Origin of the sequence: Micromonospora sp. URMC 105, from assembly GCF_051386295.1 — a bacterium.
In the GTDB taxonomy this organism is placed as follows: domain Bacteria; phylum Actinomycetota; class Actinomycetes; order Mycobacteriales; family Micromonosporaceae; genus Micromonospora.
In genome coordinates this window covers 1-16,193 of the sequence record NZ_JBPQTL010000015.1, presented here as the reverse complement: position 1 = coordinate 16,193, position 16,193 = coordinate 1, and the positions used below count along the sequence as shown (strand labels likewise).

Annotated in this window: 20 protein-coding genes, 1 pseudogene and 1 riboswitch; of the genes and pseudogenes, 10 read left to right on the top strand and 11 right to left on the bottom strand. The window is 74.4% G+C overall.

The features are described 5' to 3' along the window. Window positions 1–37: 37 nt before the first annotated feature. The 4 genes from ACSNN7_RS07795 to ACSNN7_RS07780 are packed head-to-tail and all read left to right on the top strand — an operon-like array spanning window position 38 to window position 1,562. A complete protein-coding gene (locus ACSNN7_RS07795; RefSeq protein WP_436679984.1) occupies window positions 38–337 on the top strand; it encodes an ArsR/SmtB family transcription factor in 300 nt (99 codons plus the stop codon). Further along, entirely contained in the window at window positions 334–726 is a 393-nt protein-coding gene (locus tag ACSNN7_RS07790) for a Fur family transcriptional regulator (protein ID WP_436679983.1), read from the top strand. Before ACSNN7_RS07795 ends, ACSNN7_RS07790 begins: the two co-directional genes overlap by 4 nt. Window positions 727–779: 53 nt before the next feature. Then, window positions 780–1,385 (top strand): hypothetical protein, encoded by a 606-nt coding sequence (locus ACSNN7_RS07785; protein WP_436679982.1) that lies wholly within the window; start codon window positions 780–782, stop codon window positions 1,383–1,385. A 9-nt stretch (window positions 1,386–1,394) separates the two neighbouring features. Continuing rightward, on the top strand, window positions 1,395–1,562 hold the full coding sequence (locus ACSNN7_RS07780; RefSeq protein ID WP_436679981.1) for a hypothetical protein: 168 nt from the start codon (window positions 1,395–1,397) through the stop codon (window positions 1,560–1,562). A 105-nt stretch (window positions 1,563–1,667) separates the two neighbouring features. Here the strand turns inward: ACSNN7_RS07780 and ACSNN7_RS07775 are convergent, their stop codons facing one another. The 4 genes from ACSNN7_RS07775 to ACSNN7_RS07760 all read right to left on the bottom strand — a co-directional run bounded on the left by ACSNN7_RS07775 (window position 1,668) and on the right by ACSNN7_RS07760 (window position 6,001). Then, complete coding sequence (locus ACSNN7_RS07775) at window positions 1,668–3,638, bottom strand: acyl-CoA dehydrogenase family protein (RefSeq protein WP_436679980.1); 1,971 nt, start codon at window positions 3,636–3,638, stop codon at window positions 1,668–1,670. Between the two features lie 130 nt (window positions 3,639–3,768). Then, window positions 3,769–4,272 (bottom strand): DUF6328 family protein, encoded by a 504-nt coding sequence (locus ACSNN7_RS07770; RefSeq protein ID WP_436679979.1) that lies wholly within the window; start codon window positions 4,270–4,272, stop codon window positions 3,769–3,771. Window positions 4,273–4,362: 90 nt separating this feature from the next. Then, window positions 4,363–5,112 carry a sugar isomerase domain-containing protein gene (locus ACSNN7_RS07765; protein ID WP_436679978.1) on the bottom strand — a complete coding sequence of 250 codons (750 nt, stop codon included), beginning with the start codon at window positions 5,110–5,112 and terminating at the stop codon, window positions 4,363–4,365. A gap of 58 nt (window positions 5,113–5,170) precedes the next feature. After that, a complete protein-coding gene (locus tag ACSNN7_RS07760) occupies window positions 5,171–6,001 on the bottom strand; it encodes an alpha/beta fold hydrolase (RefSeq protein ID WP_436679977.1) in 831 nt (276 codons plus the stop codon). An 84-nt stretch (window positions 6,002–6,085) separates the two neighbouring features. Continuing rightward, window positions 6,086–6,191, top strand: a riboswitch (TPP riboswitch). A gap of 74 nt (window positions 6,192–6,265) precedes the next feature. Here ACSNN7_RS07760 and ACSNN7_RS07755 point away from each other — a divergent pair. The 3 genes from ACSNN7_RS07755 (at window position 6,266) to ACSNN7_RS07745 (ending at window position 9,215) form a co-directional block, all read left to right on the top strand. Beyond that, window positions 6,266–6,850: an ECF transporter S component gene (locus tag ACSNN7_RS07755; protein ID WP_436679976.1), complete on the top strand. Its 585-nt coding sequence runs from the start codon at window positions 6,266–6,268 to the stop codon at window positions 6,848–6,850. 110 nt (window positions 6,851–6,960) lie between these two features. After that, window positions 6,961–8,418 carry an ABC transporter ATP-binding protein gene (locus ACSNN7_RS07750; protein WP_436679974.1) on the top strand — a complete coding sequence of 486 codons (1,458 nt, stop codon included), beginning with the start codon at window positions 6,961–6,963 and terminating at the stop codon, window positions 8,416–8,418. Then, window positions 8,415–9,215, top strand: coding sequence for an energy-coupling factor transporter transmembrane component T family protein (locus ACSNN7_RS07745; protein WP_436679973.1), 801 nt, complete (start codon window positions 8,415–8,417; stop codon window positions 9,213–9,215). Before ACSNN7_RS07750 ends, ACSNN7_RS07745 begins: the two co-directional genes overlap by 4 nt. Window positions 9,216–9,451: 236 nt before the next feature. Here the strand turns inward: ACSNN7_RS07745 and ACSNN7_RS07740 are convergent, their stop codons facing one another. Continuing rightward, window positions 9,452–9,700 (bottom strand): hypothetical protein, encoded by a 249-nt coding sequence (locus ACSNN7_RS07740; RefSeq protein ID WP_436679971.1) that lies wholly within the window; start codon window positions 9,698–9,700, stop codon window positions 9,452–9,454. Window positions 9,701–9,946: 246 nt separating this feature from the next. On the opposite strand from ACSNN7_RS07740, the gene ACSNN7_RS07735 reads away from it, so the two are divergent. Further along, window positions 9,947–10,243: an MTH1187 family thiamine-binding protein gene (locus ACSNN7_RS07735; protein ID WP_334455218.1), complete on the top strand. Its 297-nt coding sequence runs from the start codon at window positions 9,947–9,949 to the stop codon at window positions 10,241–10,243. A gap of 154 nt (window positions 10,244–10,397) precedes the next feature. Then, a complete protein-coding gene (gndA, locus tag ACSNN7_RS07730; protein WP_436679970.1) occupies window positions 10,398–11,840 on the top strand; it encodes an NADP-dependent phosphogluconate dehydrogenase in 1,443 nt (480 codons plus the stop codon). A 145-nt stretch (window positions 11,841–11,985) separates the two neighbouring features. Here gndA and ACSNN7_RS07725 read toward each other — a convergent pair whose 3' ends face one another. From ACSNN7_RS07725 to recO, 5 genes are all read right to left on the bottom strand, one after another. Beyond that, window positions 11,986–12,753, bottom strand: a complete 768-nt coding sequence (locus ACSNN7_RS07725; RefSeq protein WP_436679968.1) for a pirin family protein — start codon at window positions 12,751–12,753, stop codon at window positions 11,986–11,988. Then, a complete protein-coding gene (locus ACSNN7_RS07720) occupies window positions 12,750–12,971 on the bottom strand; it encodes a thioredoxin reductase (protein WP_436679966.1) in 222 nt (73 codons plus the stop codon). Before ACSNN7_RS07720 ends, ACSNN7_RS07725 begins: the two co-directional genes overlap by 4 nt. A 135-nt stretch (window positions 12,972–13,106) precedes the next feature. Continuing rightward, window positions 13,107–13,292, bottom strand: a complete 186-nt coding sequence (locus ACSNN7_RS07715; RefSeq protein WP_088960799.1) for a hypothetical protein — start codon at window positions 13,290–13,292, stop codon at window positions 13,107–13,109. Window positions 13,293–13,361: 69 nt separating this feature from the next. Beyond that, the gene (locus ACSNN7_RS07710; protein ID WP_334455217.1) at window positions 13,362–14,138 is read right to left on the bottom strand and encodes an isoprenyl transferase; all 777 of its coding nucleotides are present in this window, start codon (window positions 14,136–14,138) and stop codon (window positions 13,362–13,364) included. A 32-nt stretch (window positions 14,139–14,170) separates the two neighbouring features. After that, window positions 14,171–15,046 (bottom strand): DNA repair protein RecO, encoded by an 876-nt coding sequence (gene recO / locus ACSNN7_RS07705; RefSeq protein WP_436679965.1) that lies wholly within the window; start codon window positions 15,044–15,046, stop codon window positions 14,171–14,173. Between the two features lie 102 nt (window positions 15,047–15,148). On the opposite strand from recO, the gene ACSNN7_RS07700 reads away from it, so the two are divergent. Then, window positions 15,149–15,925, top strand: coding sequence for a DUF4097 family beta strand repeat-containing protein (locus tag ACSNN7_RS07700; RefSeq protein ID WP_436679964.1), 777 nt, complete (start codon window positions 15,149–15,151; stop codon window positions 15,923–15,925). Here the strand turns inward: ACSNN7_RS07700 and ACSNN7_RS07695 are convergent. Further along, window positions 15,912–16,193, bottom strand: a pseudogene (locus ACSNN7_RS07695) (hypothetical protein); the annotation flags it as partial. The gene ACSNN7_RS07700 and the pseudogene ACSNN7_RS07695 sit on opposite strands and share 14 nt — an antisense overlap.

Sequence of the window (16,193 nt, the reverse complement as noted above, 5' to 3'; positions counted from 1 at the left end):
CCGGCCACCTGTCGGTGGTGTTGGTTACCGTTGCAGGGTGACCGGCACGAACGGGTACGAGGCCTACGAGGGCGCGGGCGATCTGCTCCGTGCCCTCTCCGCCCCGATCCGGCTGGCGATCGTGAGCGAGCTGGCGCAGGGTGAACGGTGTGTGCACGAGCTGGTGGAGAAGCTCGGCGCCCCACAGCCGCTGGTCTCCCAGCACCTGCGGGTGCTGCGCGGCGCGGGGGTGGTCCGCGGCTCGCGGCGCGGCCGCGAGATCGCGTACACCCTGGTCGACGAGCACGTCGCGCACATCGTGGCGGACGCGGTGAGCCACGCCGGGGAGGGATCATGAGCGAGGGGACGCTGCGCAACACGCGGCAGCGCACGGCGGTGAGTGCCCTGCTCGCCGAGATGGAGGGCTTCCACAGCGCGCAGGACCTGCACGCGATGCTCCGCGACCGGGGCGAGCGGGTCGGGCTGACCACCGTCTACCGCACCCTGCAGGGCCTCGCGGACGCCGGTGAGATCGACGTGATGCGCCCGCCCGGCGGGGAGCACCTCTACCGCCGGTGCAGCCAGGGACACCACCACCACCTGGTCTGCCGGGCCTGCGGCCGTACGGTCGAGGTGGCCGGGCCGGCGGTGGAGAGCTGGGCCGAGCGGGTCGCCGCCCAGCACGGGTACGCCGACGTCAGCCACACCCTGGAGATCTTCGGCACCTGCCCGGGGTGCGCCGGCTGACGCCGGTGTTTCAGGGGGTGCCCCCCGCGCGACGCCGTGGCACGCTGTCCGGCGTGAAGATCTACGCAGATCGCTTCCCCGTCGCCCTCCGTCAGCTCCTCACCGACCTGCTCGTCGTCGTCTGGGTGTACGCGGCGATCCGCTTCGCCCAGTGGGTGTACGACCTGGTGCAGAAGCTCGCCGTACCCGGGCGGAAGCTGGAGGGGGCCGGCGGTGGCCTCGCCGACAACCTGGCCGACGCCGGTGGCAAGGTCGGCCGGGTGCCGCTGGTCGGCGACGAGCTGACCGCGCCGTTCGAGCGCGCGGCCGAGGCGGCCCGCTCGGTCGCCGACGCCGGCCGGGACCAGCAGGAGCTGGTCGGCCAGCTCGCCCTGGCGCTCGCCATCGCCGTACTGATCTTCCCGCTGGGTCTGGTGCTCTTCGGCTGGCTGCCGCTGCGGCTGCGCTGGATGCGCCGGGCCGCCTCGGCGCAGGCGCTCGCCCACGCCCCGGCCGGGCGGGACCTGCTGGCGCTGCGCGCACTCGCCGGGCAGCCGCTGCGCAAGCTGACGAAGATCGATCCGGACGTGGCCGAGGCGTGGCGGCGGGGCGACGACGCCACCGTCGACGCGCTCGCCGCACTGGAGCTGCGCCGACTCGGCCTGCGCAGCGGCCGCTAGGGTGTGGCGGTGCTGTACTTCCTGATCGTCGTCGCCGTGCTGCTGCTCGGGTACGCCGCCGTCCTGGTGAGCTTCGTCCGCAAGGGTCGCAAGATCCCGCCGCAGGCGTACCTGGTGCTCGCTCTGCTCAACGGGCTGATCCTCGCGGCCGTGCTGGCCTGGGCCATCGCCCGCTGACCGCGGTGGGAGCGCCCGGGCCGCCCGGCCGGCCCCGCGCCCGCAGGTCGGGGTGGCCGGGCGGCCGGCGCGCGACAGGCCGCAGTTGGTGGCGAGCCGAGGGCGTCAGCCCTGCCGGGGGATGCGGCGGCGGACGTCCGGCGTGGCCGACGGGCCGGGTGACCAGTGTGCCACCCAGGGAGCGTCGGCCGGCGGGGTGAGCACGCCGGACTCCAACGCGGCGTACCGGCCGGCGAGGATCCGCTTCGCCGCCGCCACGTCGACCGAGTCGGTGTTCTCCCACAGCGCGGTGAACAGCTGCTCCACCCGGACCCGCGCCTGCCGGCAGAACAGGTCCGCCAGCTCGACGTTCTCCGGGCGGGTGTCCCGCTCCGCGTACGCCCGCACGCAGACCGCGGACATCGCGAACAGCTCCGCGCCGATGTCCACCACCCGGCCCAGGAACGCCTGCTTGCGTTCCATCTTCCCCTGCCAGCGGGACATCGCGTAGAACGTCGAGCGGGCCAGCTTGCGGGAGTACCGCTCCACCTGCCGCAGGTGGCCGGCGAGCGGGCCGAACTCGCCGTACGCGTTCGGGCTCTGCCCCTTGCCCACGGCGAGGGTGGGCAGCCACCGGGCGTAGAAGGCCCCGGCTCGCGCTCCCGCCTTCGCCTTGCGGCCGAGGCCCGCGTCCGGGTCGATGATGTCGCCGGCCACCGAGAGGTGCGCGTCGACCGCCTCCCGGGCGATGAGCAGGTGCATGATCTCGGTCGAGCCCTCGAAGATCCGGTTGATCCGCAGGTCCCGCAGCAACTGCTCGACCGCGGCCGGGCGTTCGCCCCGGGCGGCGAGCGAGTCGGCCGTCTCGTAGCCGCGCCCGCCCCGGATCTGGATCAGCTCGTCGGCGATCTTCCAGGCCATCTCGCTGGCGTAGAGCTTGACCAGGGCCGCCTCGATCCGGATGTCGTTGCGGTCGTCGTCGGCGAGCAGGCAGCAGAGGTCGAGCATGGTCTCCATGCCGTACGTGGTGGCGGCGATGAAGGAGAGCTTCTGGGCGACCGCCTCGTGCTCGCCGACCGGCCGGCCCCACTGCACCCGGTCGGCGGCCCACTCCCGGGCCACGTTCAGCGACCACTTGCCCGCGCCGACGCACATCGCCGGCAGCGACAGCCGGCCGGTGTTCAGCGTGGTCAGGGCGATCTTCAACCCCTTGCCCTCGCCGCCGATGACGTTCTCCCGGGGCACGAAGACGTCGTGGAACCGGGTGACGCTGTTCTCCAGGCCGCGCAGGCCGAGGAAGGCGTTGCGCCGTTCGACGGTGATGCCCTCGCTGTCGCCGTCGACCACGAACGCGGTGATGCCGCCGCGCCGCCCCTCGCCGGCCGGCACCCGCGCCATCACCACCAGCAGGGTGGCGACGGTGCCGTTGGTGGCCCAGAGCTTCACCCCGTTGAGCCGGTAGCCCGTCCCGTCCGCGGTCGGCTCGGCGGTGGTGCCCAGCCGGGCCGGGTCGGAGCCGACGTCCGGCTCGGTGAGCAGGAACGCGGAGACCTCTCCGGCGGCGAGCCGGGGCAGGAAGGCTTGTTTCTGCTCGGCGGTGCCGAACATCTTCAGCGGCTGCGGCACGCCGATCGACTGGTGGGCGGAGAGCAGCGCGCCGATCGCCGGGCTGACCGAACCGGCCAGCATCAGCGCCCGGCAGTAGTGCAGGTTGCTCAGCCCGAGACCGCCGTACTTCCGGTCGATCTTCATGCCGAACGCGCCGAGGCGGGCCAGCCCCTGGAAGACCTCGTCCGGAATGGACGCGTCGCGCTCGATGGCGGCCCCGTCCACCTCGGAGCGCAGGTACGCCCCGAGCTCACCCAGGAACCGCTCGGCGCGCGCGTCGTCCTCCGGGTCGGAGCGGGGCCAGGGGTGGATCAGGTCGAGCCGGAACCGGCCGAGGAAGAGTTCCTTGCCGAAGCTGGGCCGGTCCCAGGCGGTCTCCCGGGCCGCCTCGGCGACCTGTCGGGCCTCCTTCTCGGAGACCTGGCCCGCCTCGGCCGGCAGCGGTCCGGCGCCGTCCCCGGCGGGTCGGCTGTTGTGCGTCGTGGTCACGGCTGCCCCCTCGAACCTCGGTCCGGATGCGTCGACGTGCTCGACACGAGCAACGCTACCCCCGGGTGTTACCCAGGGGTAGCGTTGCGTGTACGTCCGATTTTCGCCGCCGGTGACCGGCGCGCAGGGCTCAGCCGCCGGTCAGCGACTGCGGCTCGGCATCGTCGTCGTCGATGTCGTCCTCGCCCCAGTTGCGCCGGGCGAACGGCAGGATCATCCAGAAGGTCAGGAACCACAGCGCGGTGAGCGCGCTGAGCAGGAGCGCGATCGGCCGGCTCAGGACGAAGTCGGTGATCAGCAGCACCGCGCTGACCATCGAGATCAGCATGAAGGCGAGGCCGCCGCTGGCCATCCGGTGTGCGAAGCGCACCAGCTCCGGCTTGCGGCCCTGGCGGAACAGCGCACGGTGGAAGGCGACCGGCGAGATGATCAACGCGGTCGCGGCGGCCGCCGACAGCAGCGCGATGATGTAGACGTCCTTTTGGAAACTGCTGGTCCGGCCGAAGCCGTTGCTGAACGGCAGGGTGAGCAGGAACGCGAAGAGGATCTGCACCCCGGTCTGTGCGACCCGCAGCTCCTGGAGCAGATCGGCGAAGTTGCGCTGCCAGCGCTGCTTCTCGGATTCCTTCGACACGCGCTACCTCCGGAAGAGACGGTACTGCCGACGGGGCTCACCCCGCCGGCAGCAACGCCAATGCCCGAACCGAAGGCGCGCGAAACCACTTCATGATCCCCGGCGGATGCGGCCGGCGTACCGGGCCTCCAGCGCGGCGTTGTGCTCGTCGCCGCCGGTGATGTTGGCCGACAGGTAGACCGGGGGCCGCTCCCCCGCCGCGATCAGCCGGGCCACCGTCTCGGCCACGATCTGCTGGGCGAGCAGCGCCGCCGTGATCGAGGAGACCGCGCCGACCGCGCCGCCGTCCGGCAGCGGCAGGGTGGCGTCGCCGTACGGGGCGCCGTTGTCGAGCACCACGTCGGCGAAGTCGGCGAGCTTGCGCCCGGACGGGTGGCGCGAGGCCATCCGGCCGGAGTGCTCCGCCGAGGTGATCGCCACCAGCCGGTGCCCACGCTCGACGACCAGGGAGGCGAACTCGACCATCGCGCCGTTGACCCCGGAGTTGGAGGCGAGCACGAAGATGTCCGACGGGCGGACCGGGGCCAGCTCGTAGAGCCGGTGCGCCACGGCCGGATCGCGCTCCAGGTGCGGCCCGAGGATGCTCGCCGGCTCCCCGCCGACCAGCACGAGGTCGCGCAGCGCGATCCGATTGGTCGGCACCAGCCCACCGGCCCGGCCGGCGATCTCCATCGCCAGCGCCTCGGAGTGGCCGGTGCCGAAGGCGTGCACCACCCCGTCGGCCCGCAACGCCTCGGCGATCAGGTCGGCCGCCCGGCCCACCGCCTCCCGCTGGCTCGCCGCCACCCGGCCGATCGTCTCGGTCACCACCGCCAGGTATGCCTCGGCGCTCACCGTCATGCGTTCCTCTCCTTCGTCGTCCTGCTCGTCGTTCGCCGGGCCGGCCCGCTGGGCGGGCTCAGGCCAGGCCGCGTACCCGGGCCAGGATCGCCTCGGCCAGCGGAGCCGGCGCCTCGTCGGGGATCCAGTGGGTGACGCCGGGGAGCACGACGAACCGGTACGGCCCGGTCACGTGGCCGGCGCAGGCGTCGGCGGCGGTCCGGCCGATCGCGACGTCCTTGTCGCTCCAGACGAAGGTGGTCGGCACCGCGACCGGTCCGGTCTGCGCCAGGTCGGCCCGGGACATGGCCCGGTACCAGTTCAGCGCGCCGGTCAGCGCGCCCGGCTGGCGCAGCGGCTCGGCGTACCGGGCCACCCGCCCGGCGTCGCCCACCGCGGAGAGCATCCGGCGCAGCACGGCCGCGTCGAAGGCCAGCAGCACCTTCTCCGCCAGGCCCGCCTGACGGAACAGCAGCATGTACGACGAGCGCGCCTGCTGCCGGCGGTCGTTGCCCAGCGCGTACGACATCGCGGCCGGGTGCGGCACGGAGACTGCGGTCAACGTGCGGACCCGTTCCGGATGGTGCGCGGCGAGCCGCCAGGCGACGGCGGCGCCCCAGTCGTGCCCGACGACGTGAGCCGCCTCGACCCCCAGCGCGTCGAGCAGCGCCACCGCGTCCGCGACCAGCTCCGGCATCCGGTAGGCGCGTACCTCGGCGGGCCGGGCGCCCGGCGAGTAGCCCCGCTGGTCCGGCGCGTACGTGCGCAGGCCGGCGGCGTGCAGCGCCGGCACCACCTCGTCCCACTCGCCACCGTGCTGCGGGAAACCGTGCAGCAGGAGGACGGGATCACCGCCCTCCGGGCCGCCGGTGCGTACCTCGAACGTCAGTCCTCGCGCCTCGACCCGCATGATCGGCAGCCTACCCAGGCCGGCGCTCGCGCACCCGGGCCGACGGTGGCCGGGTCCGAGCTGTTAGCGTCGACGAGACAACTTCACATCCGACAGGGGAGCGCACAGCGCTGAGAGTGCGGGCACCGCCCGCAGACCCTCGAACCTGATCTGGGTAATGCCAGCGCAGGGAGTTCGGTCGACCTCCAGCCGCGCCGCCGTCCGGTCCCAACCGGGCGCGGCGTGCGTCTTCTCCTGGTTCGATCATTTGGACTGGGAGCACACATGAACATCACCCACAACAGGCGGTGGCGCACCATCGACATCGTCATCGCGGCGGTCCTCGGGGTGGCCTTCGGCATCATCTTCTGGGCCTGGGGCCTGCTCTGGAACGGCCCCGCCGACGCCATCCCGCTGCCCGGCCGGGCGGTCATCTACGGCGTCTGGCTGGTCCCCGCCGTGCTGGGCGGGCTGATCATCCGCAAGCCGGGTGCCGCCTTCTTCACGCTCACCGTCGCCGCGCTGGTCTCGGTGGCGCTGGGCAGCAGCTGGGGCTGGACGCTGGTCATCCAGGGTCCGCTGGAGGCCGCCGCGGCGGAACTGGCCTTCGCAGCGTTCGGGTACCGCGTCTTCCGGCTGCCCGTCGCCCTGCTGGCCGCCACGCTGGCCGGCCTGGCGGCGGCGATCTACGACGTCTTCGTCTGGTACCCGGGCACCGCGTGGGGCAGCTTCCGCCTCCCCTACATCCTGATCACCGCGGCCAGCTCCCTGGTCATCGCCGGCCTGGGCGCCGTAGCCCTCACCCACGCGCTCGCCCGCACCGGCGTCCTGGACCGCTTCCCCGTCGCCCGCAACCGCCCCGCCATCTGACCACCGACCCACCCGACCTGGTTGATCATGAAGTTGACGGCGATGTGGATCTCGGCAACTGCCGGCAACTTCATGATCACCGGGGCAGGGTGGAAGGCGAGGGGGTGCGGGTGAGCGGGGTGGAGGTGCGGGGATTCGGGTGGCGGCACGCGGGGCGGAAGGCGTGGGCCGTACGCGGGGTGGACCTGAAGATCGAGGCCGGGGAGCGGGTGCTGCTGCTCGGGCCGTCCGGGGCGGGCAAGAGCACCCTGCTGGCCGCGCTGGCCGGGTTGCTGGCCGAGGACTCCGGCGAGCAGGAGGGCACCGTCGAGGTCGACGGGCTCGATCCGCGCAAGGACCGGGACCGGGTCGGCATCGTCTTCCAGGATCCGGAGACCCAGCTGGTGATGGCCCGCTGCGGCGACGACGTCGCGTTCGGGCTGGAGAACCGGGGGGTACCGGCCGGGGAGATCTGGCCGCGGGTGGACGAGGCGCTGCGCCGGGTCGGTTTCCCGTACCACCGGGACCGGCCCACGGCGGCGCTCTCCGGCGGTGAGCAGCAGCGCCTCGCCCTGGCCGGGGCGCTGGCCCTGCGCCCCGGCCTGCTGCTGCTCGACGAGCCGACCGCCAACCTCGACCCGGCCGGGGCCGACCTGGTCCGCCGGGCGGTCGCCGGGGCGCTGACCGCCGACACCACGCTCATCCTGGTCGAACACCGGGTCGCCGAGGCGCTGCCGCTGGTCGACCGGGTGGTGGTGCTGGAGCCCGGCGGCGGCGTCCGCGCGGACGGCCCGCCGGAGGCGGTCTTCGCCGCGCACGGCGACACCCTCGCGGCCGAGGGCGTCTGGGTGCCGGGCCGGACCATCCCGCCCCGGCACGCCGCCACCTCCCCCGGCGACGAGTTGCTCACCGCCGACCGGCTCGGCCTGCCGCCCCGGCTGGCCGCCACCGATCTGCGGGTACGCGCCGGCGAGGCGCTCGCCGTACGCGGGCCCAACGGCGCCGGCAAGTCGACCCTGGCCCTGCTCCTCGGCGGCCTGCTCCGCCCCGGCGCCGGCCGGGTCACCGCCACCGCAGCACTGGCCGGTGCGGACGAGCGCACTCCCCCGCACCGCTGGCGGGCGCCCGCGCTGGCCCGCCGGATCGGCTCGGTCTTCCAGGACCCGGAGCACCAGTTCGTCACCGCCACCGTCTTCGACGAGCTGGCGCTCGGCCCCCGCCGGACCGGCCAGTCCGAGCCGGCCGTACGCGCCACCGTCGACGCCCTGCTCGACCGGCTGCGGCTGACCAGGCTGGCCGCGGCGAACCCGTACACCCTGTCGGGCGGGGAGGCGCGGCGGCTGAGCGTGGCGACCGCGCTGGCCACCGCGCCCCGCCTGTTGATCTGCGACGAGCCGACCTTCGGCCAGGACCGGCGCACCTGGCTGGAGCTGGTCGACCTCTTCGCCGACCTGCGCGACGCCGGGCACGGCGTCGTCACCGTCACCCACGACGCGGACTTCGTCGCCGCGCTCGCCGACCGCACCGTCACCCTGGCGCGGCGGCCCGCCGTCGAGGCGGCCGACGATGCTCCCGGGCGGCGCCCGTGATCAGCCTCGAACCGGTCGCCTCGCCGGGCGCACCGCTGGCCCGGCGCAACCCGGTCGCCAAGCTGGCCGCCGCGCTGGTCTTCTCGGCCGCCCTGATCGCCACGCTGGACCCGGTCGCGCCGGCCATCGCGATCGCGATCGAGCTGGCGGTGCTGCCGCTGTTCGGGATCCGGCTGCGGGTGCTGGCCCGGCGGGCACTGCCGCTGCTGGCCGGCGGGGCCGGCATCCTGGTCACCCTGGTGCTCTTCGCCGCCGACCGGTCCGGCCGGGTGCTGCTGGACGCCGGAGGGCTGCTGGTCACCTCGGGGGTGCTGCTGGCCGCGCTCGGGCTGGTGCTGCGGATGTTCGCGGTGGCCCTGCCCGGCCTGATCGTCTTCGCCACCACCGACCCGACGGACCTGGCCGACGCCCTGGTCCAGAACGCGAAGGCACCGGCCCGCTTTGCGATCGGGACGCTGGCCGCGTTCCGGCTGGTCCCGCTGCTCGGGCAGGAGTGGCAGATGATCTCGATGGCCCGCCGGGCGCGCGGGGTGGACGCCGGGCGCAACCCGGTGGCGAAGCTGCGGCTGTTCGTGTCGACCGCGTTCGCCCTGCTGGTCGGGGCGATCCGCCGGGGCACCCGGCTGGCGGTGGCGATGGACGCCCGGGGTTTCGACGCCGGCATTCCGCGTACGGTCGCCCGCCGGCAGCGGTTCGGCTGGGCCGACGGGCTGCTCGTCGCCGGGGCGGCCGTGCTGGCCGGCGCGGCGATCGCGGTCAGCGTCGCGCTCGGCACCTTCCGCCCGCTGCTGGGCTGACCCGGCGGCCGGTTAGCGACCGGCGGCCGGCGTGGCCGGGGCCGGCCGTGGTGCTCAGGGACGCCGGCGGTTCCTCCGGCCGGGCCGCGCCCGGAGCGAGGGTGCCGGGTGAGCGTGATACCTCCGAGGCATCAAGATGCCCCAGAGGTATCACGCTCGTCGCGGTCATGCTGCCGCGCCGCGACACGCCGCGTCGGGAGCGCCGGCATCGGTACGCGGCCGCCCGGCAGCGCCGATCAGCTGCGGCGGAACGCGTACCGGCGGGTGTGGCCGCGGGCGGCGGTGGAGCCGCCACGCACCGGCGCGCCGGTCCACGGCGGCGGGGTCGGGGCGGGCCGGGCGGCGGTGGGCGCGGACGCCGTCTCCTCGGGCAGGGTGACCGGGGCGGCCGGCGTCACGGTGAGCGCGTCGGCGTCCGGCGGGCTCACCGCCACCGTGGACGTGGCCTGCGGGCGGGACTTCTTCGGACTGCGCTTGGCGGGCATACGCTGCCTCCTTCGGATGCGGGGACCGCACCGCGCGGCGGGGCGGTCGACGGGCAGGGAACGGCCCGGGCGACCCGACCACGGAGACACCACCGGAAAGAGGGTGGGGATGCGGACGCCCGGCGCGGCCGGACCCGCAACGGCGGCGGGCCCGACTGGCTGAAGGTGGGGCGTCAGATACGCATGCCGTAAGGCTAACCCGCCGACGGCGGCGGCCGCAGCCCATTTACTGGCACCATCGGCGGCATGCTGATCGCGTTCTCGATTACTCCGCTGGGCGTCGGCGAGTCCGTCGGCGACCTGGTCGCCGAGGCGGTCCGGGTGGTCCGCGCCTCCGGCCTGCCCAACCGCACCGACGCCATGTTCACCACGGTCGAGGGTGAGTGGGACGAGGTGATGGCGGTGCTCAAGCAGGCGGTCGACGTGGTGGCCGAACGGGCGCCCCGGGTCAGCGTGGTGCTCAAGGCCGACGTGCGGCCCGGGGTCACCGACGCGCTGACCGGCAAGGTCGCCCACGTCGAGGCCCGCCTGGCCGAGGGCTGACGCCGGCGCCGCCGCCCGTCTCGCCCGGCCCCGCAGCCGGGTGCCGGCGACGCCGCGCACCGCGCCGCTCACCCAGCGTCGACGTCCGCGCCCGGGCCGCCACCTGCCGCGATACGGTCGCAGCACGGCAGGCCGACGAGAGGTGGCGGGACGGATGGCTCAGCAGGCGACGGCGCAGATCGGGGTGACCGGGCTGGCGGTGATGGGGCGCAACCTGGCCCGCAACCTGGCCCGCAACGGCTTCACCGTGGCGGTGCACAACCGCTCTTCGGAGCGCACCCGCAGCCTGGTCGCCGAGCACGGCGACGAGGGCACCTTCGTCGCGTCGGAGTCGCTGGCCGACTTCGTCGCCAGCCTGGAGCGGCCCCGCGCGGTGATCGTCATGGTGAAGGCCGGTGGCCCGACCGACGCGGTGATCGACGAGCTGATCCCTCTGCTGGAGGAGGGCGACATCGTCGTCGACTGCGGCAACGCGCACTTCGCCGACACCCGCCGCCGGGAGGAGGCGCTGCGCGGGCACGGCCTGCACTTCGTCGGCACCGGTGTCTCCGGTGGCGAGGAGGGCGCGCTGCGCGGGCCGAGCATCATGCCCGGCGGCTCCGCCGAGTCGTACGCGAAGCTCGGGCCGATCTTCGAGAAGATCGCCGCGCAGGTGGACGGCACCCCGTGCTGCCGGCACATCGGCCCGGACGGCGCGGGCCACTTCGTGAAGATGGTGCACAACGGCATCGAGTACGCCGACATGCAGCTCATCGCCGAGGCGTACGACCTGCTGCGGGCGGGGCTGTCGGCGAGCCCGGCGGAGATCGCCGACATCTTCCGGGAGTGGAACACCGGCGAGCTGGAGTCCTTCCTCATCGAGATCACCGCCGACGTGCTGGCGCACACCGACGCGGCGACCGGCCGGGCCTTCGTCGACGTGGTGCTCGACCAGGCCGAGCAGAAGGGCACCGGCCGCTGGACCGTGCAGAGCGCCCTCGACCTCGGCATCCCGATCACGGGTATCGCCGAGGCCACGTTCGCCCGGTCGCTCTCCGGCCACGCCGGCCAGCGCGAGGCAGCCCGCCGGGCCTTCCCGGACGCCGGCGAGAAGTGGCAGGTCGAGCAGCGGGAGACCTTCGTCGAGGACGTCCGGCGGGCGCTGCTGGCCAGCAAGATCGTCGCGTACGCGCAGGGCTTCGACCAGATCCGCGGCGGCAGCCGCGAGTACGACTGGGGCATCGACCTGGGCGGCACCGCCACCATCTGGCGGGGCGGCTGCATCATCCGGGCCCGCTTCCTCGACCGCATCCGGGAGGCGTACGACGCCCAGCCGGACCTGTCGACGCTGCTGGTGGCCCCGTACTTCGCCGAGGCGGTCGCCGCCGGGGTGCCGAGCTGGCGGCGGGTGGTCGCCGACGCGGCCCGGGCCGGCGTGCCCACCCCGGCGTTCTCCTCGTCGCTGGCCTACTTCGACGCGCTGCGCGCGGAGCGGCTGCCCGCGGCGCTGATCCAGGGGCTGCGGGACAACTTCGGCGCGCACACCTACCACCGGGTCGACCGGGACGGAACGTTCCACACCGTCTGGGCCGGCGACCGCGCCGAGGTGGCCGGCTGACCGATCGACCGACCGACCCCGTTTGCGGCGTGTCGGGGTGTCGCCACCCGGGGACACCCCGACACGCCGCAAACCGGCGCGGACGGCAGGCGGCGCGGACGGCAGGCGGCGCGCGCGGCGCGGGCGGTCGGTGGAGAGGGCCGGGTCAGGCGAGGGTGGCGTGCATCTCCCAGACCAGGATCTCGGCGGCCTCGGTGGCGGCGACCCGGTGGCCGCCGGTCATGGTGATCCGGGCGGCGTCGCCCTGGCCGAGCCGGCCGGCGCCCTCCAGCGTCACCGCGCCGGTGGGCACGTAGAGGTGCAGGTAGGGCGCGTCCGGCAGGGTCACCTCGTCGCCGGGGGCGAGCCGGGCGGCGTGCAGGGTGGCGTACCGGTTGCGGATCCGGATCGCCGACGCGCCTTTGTAGCGGTCCATCCCGGAGGCAACCGGCACCAGCCCGCCGCGCAGCAGCTCGTCACCAATCTCCAGCTGCTCGTAGCCGGGGTCGACGCCGCTGGTGTCGGGCACCACCCACATCTGTACGAAGTGGACCGGTTCGGTGTGCGGGTCGCGCCCCTCCAGCCGCCAGGAGTCGTTCTTCTCCGAGTGCAGGATGCCGGTGCCGGCGCTCATCCGCTGGGCCAGCCCCGGATAGATGACCCCGCTGTGACCGGTGGAGTCCTGGTGCACCAGCGAGCCGCGCAGCACCCAGGTCACGATCTCCATGTCCTCGTGCGGGTGGGTCTCGAACCCGGTGCCCGGGTGGACGATGTCGTCGTTGTTGACCAGCAGCAGCCCGTGGTGGGTGTTGGCCGGGTCGTAGTGCCGGGAGAACGAGAAGGAGTGCTTCGAGTCGAGCCAGGACAGCCGGGTCTTGAACCGGTCCTCGGCCCGGCGGACGTCCACCGCCGGGCTCGGCGCCAGCGCGGTCACCAGGCCCGCTGCCCGGTCTCGTTCGGCGCCCAGGTCAGCGCCGGTTCACCCGTGGCCAGCTCGGCGATCTCGCCGGAGCGCACGCTCGGGGCGTGCCCCTGCTCGGCGCAGTGCTGCACGGCAATCTCGGCGCAGATGCCGGCCACCTGCTCGCAGATCGGGCTGCCCAGGTCGGCGGCGTTCAGCGCCATGATCATCTTGTACCGGAGATCCGGCATCCCCACCCCCGTGGCCGACGCGCCCGGGCGGCGCGCCCTGCGCTGATCGTACGCGCGCGGGCCGCGCCGACCGGCCGGAACGCGTCAGCGCCGCCCCCGAGGGAGCGGCGCCGACGGCGTACCGGGCGTCGAGGTTCACCAGAACCGGCGACGCTTGGCCTTCTGCGGACGCAGCATGTCCGCGCCCTTGCTGAGCAGTCGGCTCACGCCGGTCGGGCCCCGGCGGGCCTCCAGCGTGTGGCTGAGCCGGCGCGCGCCGGCCGCCGCCAGCGGCACGGCGACCGCCATGACCGCCCACTGGGCAATCCGCTTCTGAATCATGTGGGTTCACCTCCGCGTCGTGTCTGTCGAAGAGGCATACCCACGCGACCGCCTCGCTAAGCGTGACCTCTACAGCTGCGGTGCGACCGGGTTCGGCAGCGCGCCGCCGAAGCGGCGGTCCCGCTGCGCGTACAGCTCGCAGGCGTACCAGAGGTGCCGGCGGTCGAAGTCCGGCCAGAGGGTGTCGAGGAACACCAGCTCCGCGTACGCGGTCTGCCAGAGCAGGAAGTTGGAGATCCGCTCCTCACCGGACGGACGCAGGAACAGGTCCACCTCCGGGATCTCCGGGTGGTAGAGGTACTTCGCCACCGTCTTCTCGGTGACCTTCTCCGGGTCGAGCCGGCCGGCGGCCACGTCGCGGGCGATCGCGGCGGCGGCGTCGGCGATCTCCGCCTGCCCGCCGTAGTTCACACAGAACTGCAGGGTCAGCGTCGAGTTGCCCCGGGACATCTCCTCGGCGGTCTGCAGCTCGGAGATGACGCTCTTCCACAGCCGCCCCGCCCGGCCCGACCAGACCACCCGCACGCCCAGGTCGACGAGCTGGTCGCGGCGGCGGCGGATCACGTCCCGGTTGAAGCCCATCAGGAACCGGACCTCGTCGGGCGAGCGCCGCCAGTTCTCGGTGGAGAACGCGTACGCCGAGAGGTAGGGAATGCCCAGCTCGATCGCGCCCTCGATGGTGTCGAAGAGGCTGAACTCCCCCGCCTCGTGACCCTTGGTGCGGGGCAGGCCGCGCTCCTTGGCCCACCGGCCGTTGCCGTCCATCACCACGGCCACGTGCTTCGGCACCGCCTCGGCGGGCAGCGCCGGCGGCCGGGCGCCCGACGGGTGCGGGGTCGGCGGCACCGGCGCACGGCGGCCGGCCCTCAACGATCGGATCACTCGGTCATCTCCCTGTCCACGCCGTCCACGCCGGCCCCGACGCCGGGCGGCGGCGGGACCGGACCGGCCACGTCACCGCCGGGTGACGGGACCGCACCGGTCGCCGGGACACCCCGATCGACCAGCGGCAGCGAGCGTAGCGCGCGCTCCAGGTGCCACTGCAGGTGCGCCGCGACCAGGCCGCTGCACTCCCGGCGTACGCCGGTCGGGGTGGCGTCGGCGACCCGCCAGTCGCCACTGGTCAGCGCGGACATCAGGTCGATGGTGGCCGGCGCCGGGTGGGCCGCGCCGGGCGGCCGGCAGTCCGGGCAGACCGCGCCGCCGGCCGGCACGGAGAAGGCACGGTGCCGCCCCGGCGTGCCGCAGACCGCGCAGGCGGTCAGCGCGGGCGCCCAGCCGGCCAGCGCCATCCCGCGCAGCAGGTACGCGTCGAGCACCAGCGTGGTGGCGTGCTCGCCCCGCGAGAGGGCCTTGAGCGCCCCGAGGGTGAGCTGGAACAGTCGCAGCGACGGCTCCCGTTCGACCGGGGTGAGGCGCTCCGCGGTCTCGGCGATCGCGCTGGCCGCGGTGTAGCGGGGATAGTCGCCGAGGAACCGCTTGCCGTAGAGGTCGATCCCCTCGACCTGGCTGACCGTGTGCAGCGAGCTGCCCTGGTTGCCCTTCGGGTCACCGGCGAGTTGGAGGTCGACGTGGCCGAAGGGCTCCAGCCGGGCACCGAACTTGCTGGTGGTGCGCCGGATGCCCCGGGCCACCGCGCGCAGCCGGCCGTGCCGGCGGGTCAGCAGCGTGATGATCCGGTCCGACTCGCCCAGCTTCTGCACACGCAGGACCACCGCGTCGTCGCGGTAGAGCTGTCGGCGGTACCCGGGCATCAGGCCATTCTCCCTCGGGGTGGGAAATCAGGGTCGGTTCGGGGTGGACCGGCGCCGCGTCCCGGATGTGCGGCGGGCGGGGCCGGTCGTAGGTTGCTGACCATGGCCCTTCCCCGCACCGCCGTCGCCCTGGGCGCGACCGCCATCGTCATCCTCGCCGCCGGGTGCGACACGCTCTCCTTCCGGCGGCTGGACTTCGACCACACCGAGACGGTGCGGATCAGCACCGTCACCGTACGGCCGGGCGCGGGTGACGTGGTGGTCCGGGCCACCGGCCCGGCCACCGAGGTACGCATCCAGCGGGTGCTGCGCTACCAGGGCGACCAGCCCCGCACGACGTACGAGGTGCGGGGCGACGAGCTGGTGCTGGACGCGGAGTGCGGCCCCCGCTGCTCGGTGTCGTACGAGGTGACCGCCCCGGAGGGGGTCCGGGTACGGGGCGAGACCGGCTCCGGCAACGTGGAGCTGAGCCGGGTCGGCCCGGTGGAGTTCACCCTCGGCTCCGGCAACATCCGGGTCGTCGGCGCCACCGGCGCGGTACGCGCCGAGACCGGCTCCGGCAACATCGAGGTGGAGGACGTGGGCGCCCCGGTCGACCTGCACGCCTCGTCCGGCGACATCACCGGCCTGCGGCTGCGCGGCGAGGTGAACGCCGAGGCCGAGTCCGGCAACGTCACGATCGAGCTGGAGGAGCCCGCCTCGGCGCGGGCGCACGCCTCCAGCGGCGACGTGGAGCTGAGGGTGCCGGCCGGCCGGTACCGGGTGCGGGCCAGCACCGGCTCGGGCGACAGCGACCTGGGCGTGGTGAACGACCCGGCGGCGTCGCTGGTGCTCGACCTGAGCACCGGCAGCGGGAACGTGCGGGTCAGCCAGCGCTGATCTCGACGGTGGCCACCTCGGCCATCCGCGGGGCGGGGACCACGGCCCGTCCGGCGGCGCCGACCGTCGACCGGTGCGGCGCGCGCCGTCTCCCGCCGGGCCCGGCGACCGGCCACCCGCCCGTACCGGCCGGAACGCCGAGCGTCCGGACCGGGCGGGCCGGCGGCGCGCCGCCCGCCGGCACCCGGCCGACCGGTGTCCGGGGCCGCTGGACGGGGGGAACGTGGACCTCCGCGGGCGCGAGCGGCGACGGCGGGGCGGCGGGGGC

Coding starts and splice junctions, on each gene's coding strand:
- ACSNN7_RS07735 (WP_334455218.1), top strand. CDS start 9,947: ATGCTGATCGCGTTCTCGATTACTCCGCTGGGCGTCGGCGAGTCCGTC.
- gndA (WP_436679970.1), top strand. CDS start 10,398: ATGGCTCAGCAGGCGACGGCGCAGATCGGGGTGACCGGGCTGGCGGTG.
- ACSNN7_RS07790 (WP_436679983.1), top strand. CDS start 334: ATGAGCGAGGGGACGCTGCGCAACACGCGGCAGCGCACGGCGGTGAGT.
- ACSNN7_RS07700 (WP_436679964.1), top strand. CDS start 15,149: ATGGCCCTTCCCCGCACCGCCGTCGCCCTGGGCGCGACCGCCATCGTC.
- ACSNN7_RS07765 (WP_436679978.1), bottom strand. CDS start 5,112: ATGACGGTGAGCGCCGAGGCATACCTGGCGGTGGTGACCGAGACGATC.
- ACSNN7_RS07755 (WP_436679976.1), top strand. CDS start 6,266: ATGAACATCACCCACAACAGGCGGTGGCGCACCATCGACATCGTCATC.
- recO (WP_436679965.1), bottom strand. CDS start 15,046: ATGCCCGGGTACCGCCGACAGCTCTACCGCGACGACGCGGTGGTCCTG.
- ACSNN7_RS07715 (WP_088960799.1), bottom strand. CDS start 13,292: ATGATTCAGAAGCGGATTGCCCAGTGGGCGGTCATGGCGGTCGCCGTG.
- ACSNN7_RS07720 (WP_436679966.1), bottom strand. CDS start 12,971: ATGCCGGATCTCCGGTACAAGATGATCATGGCGCTGAACGCCGCCGAC.
- ACSNN7_RS07760 (WP_436679977.1), bottom strand. CDS start 6,001: ATGCGGGTCGAGGCGCGAGGACTGACGTTCGAGGTACGCACCGGCGGC.
- ACSNN7_RS07740 (WP_436679971.1), bottom strand. CDS start 9,700: ATGCCCGCCAAGCGCAGTCCGAAGAAGTCCCGCCCGCAGGCCACGTCC.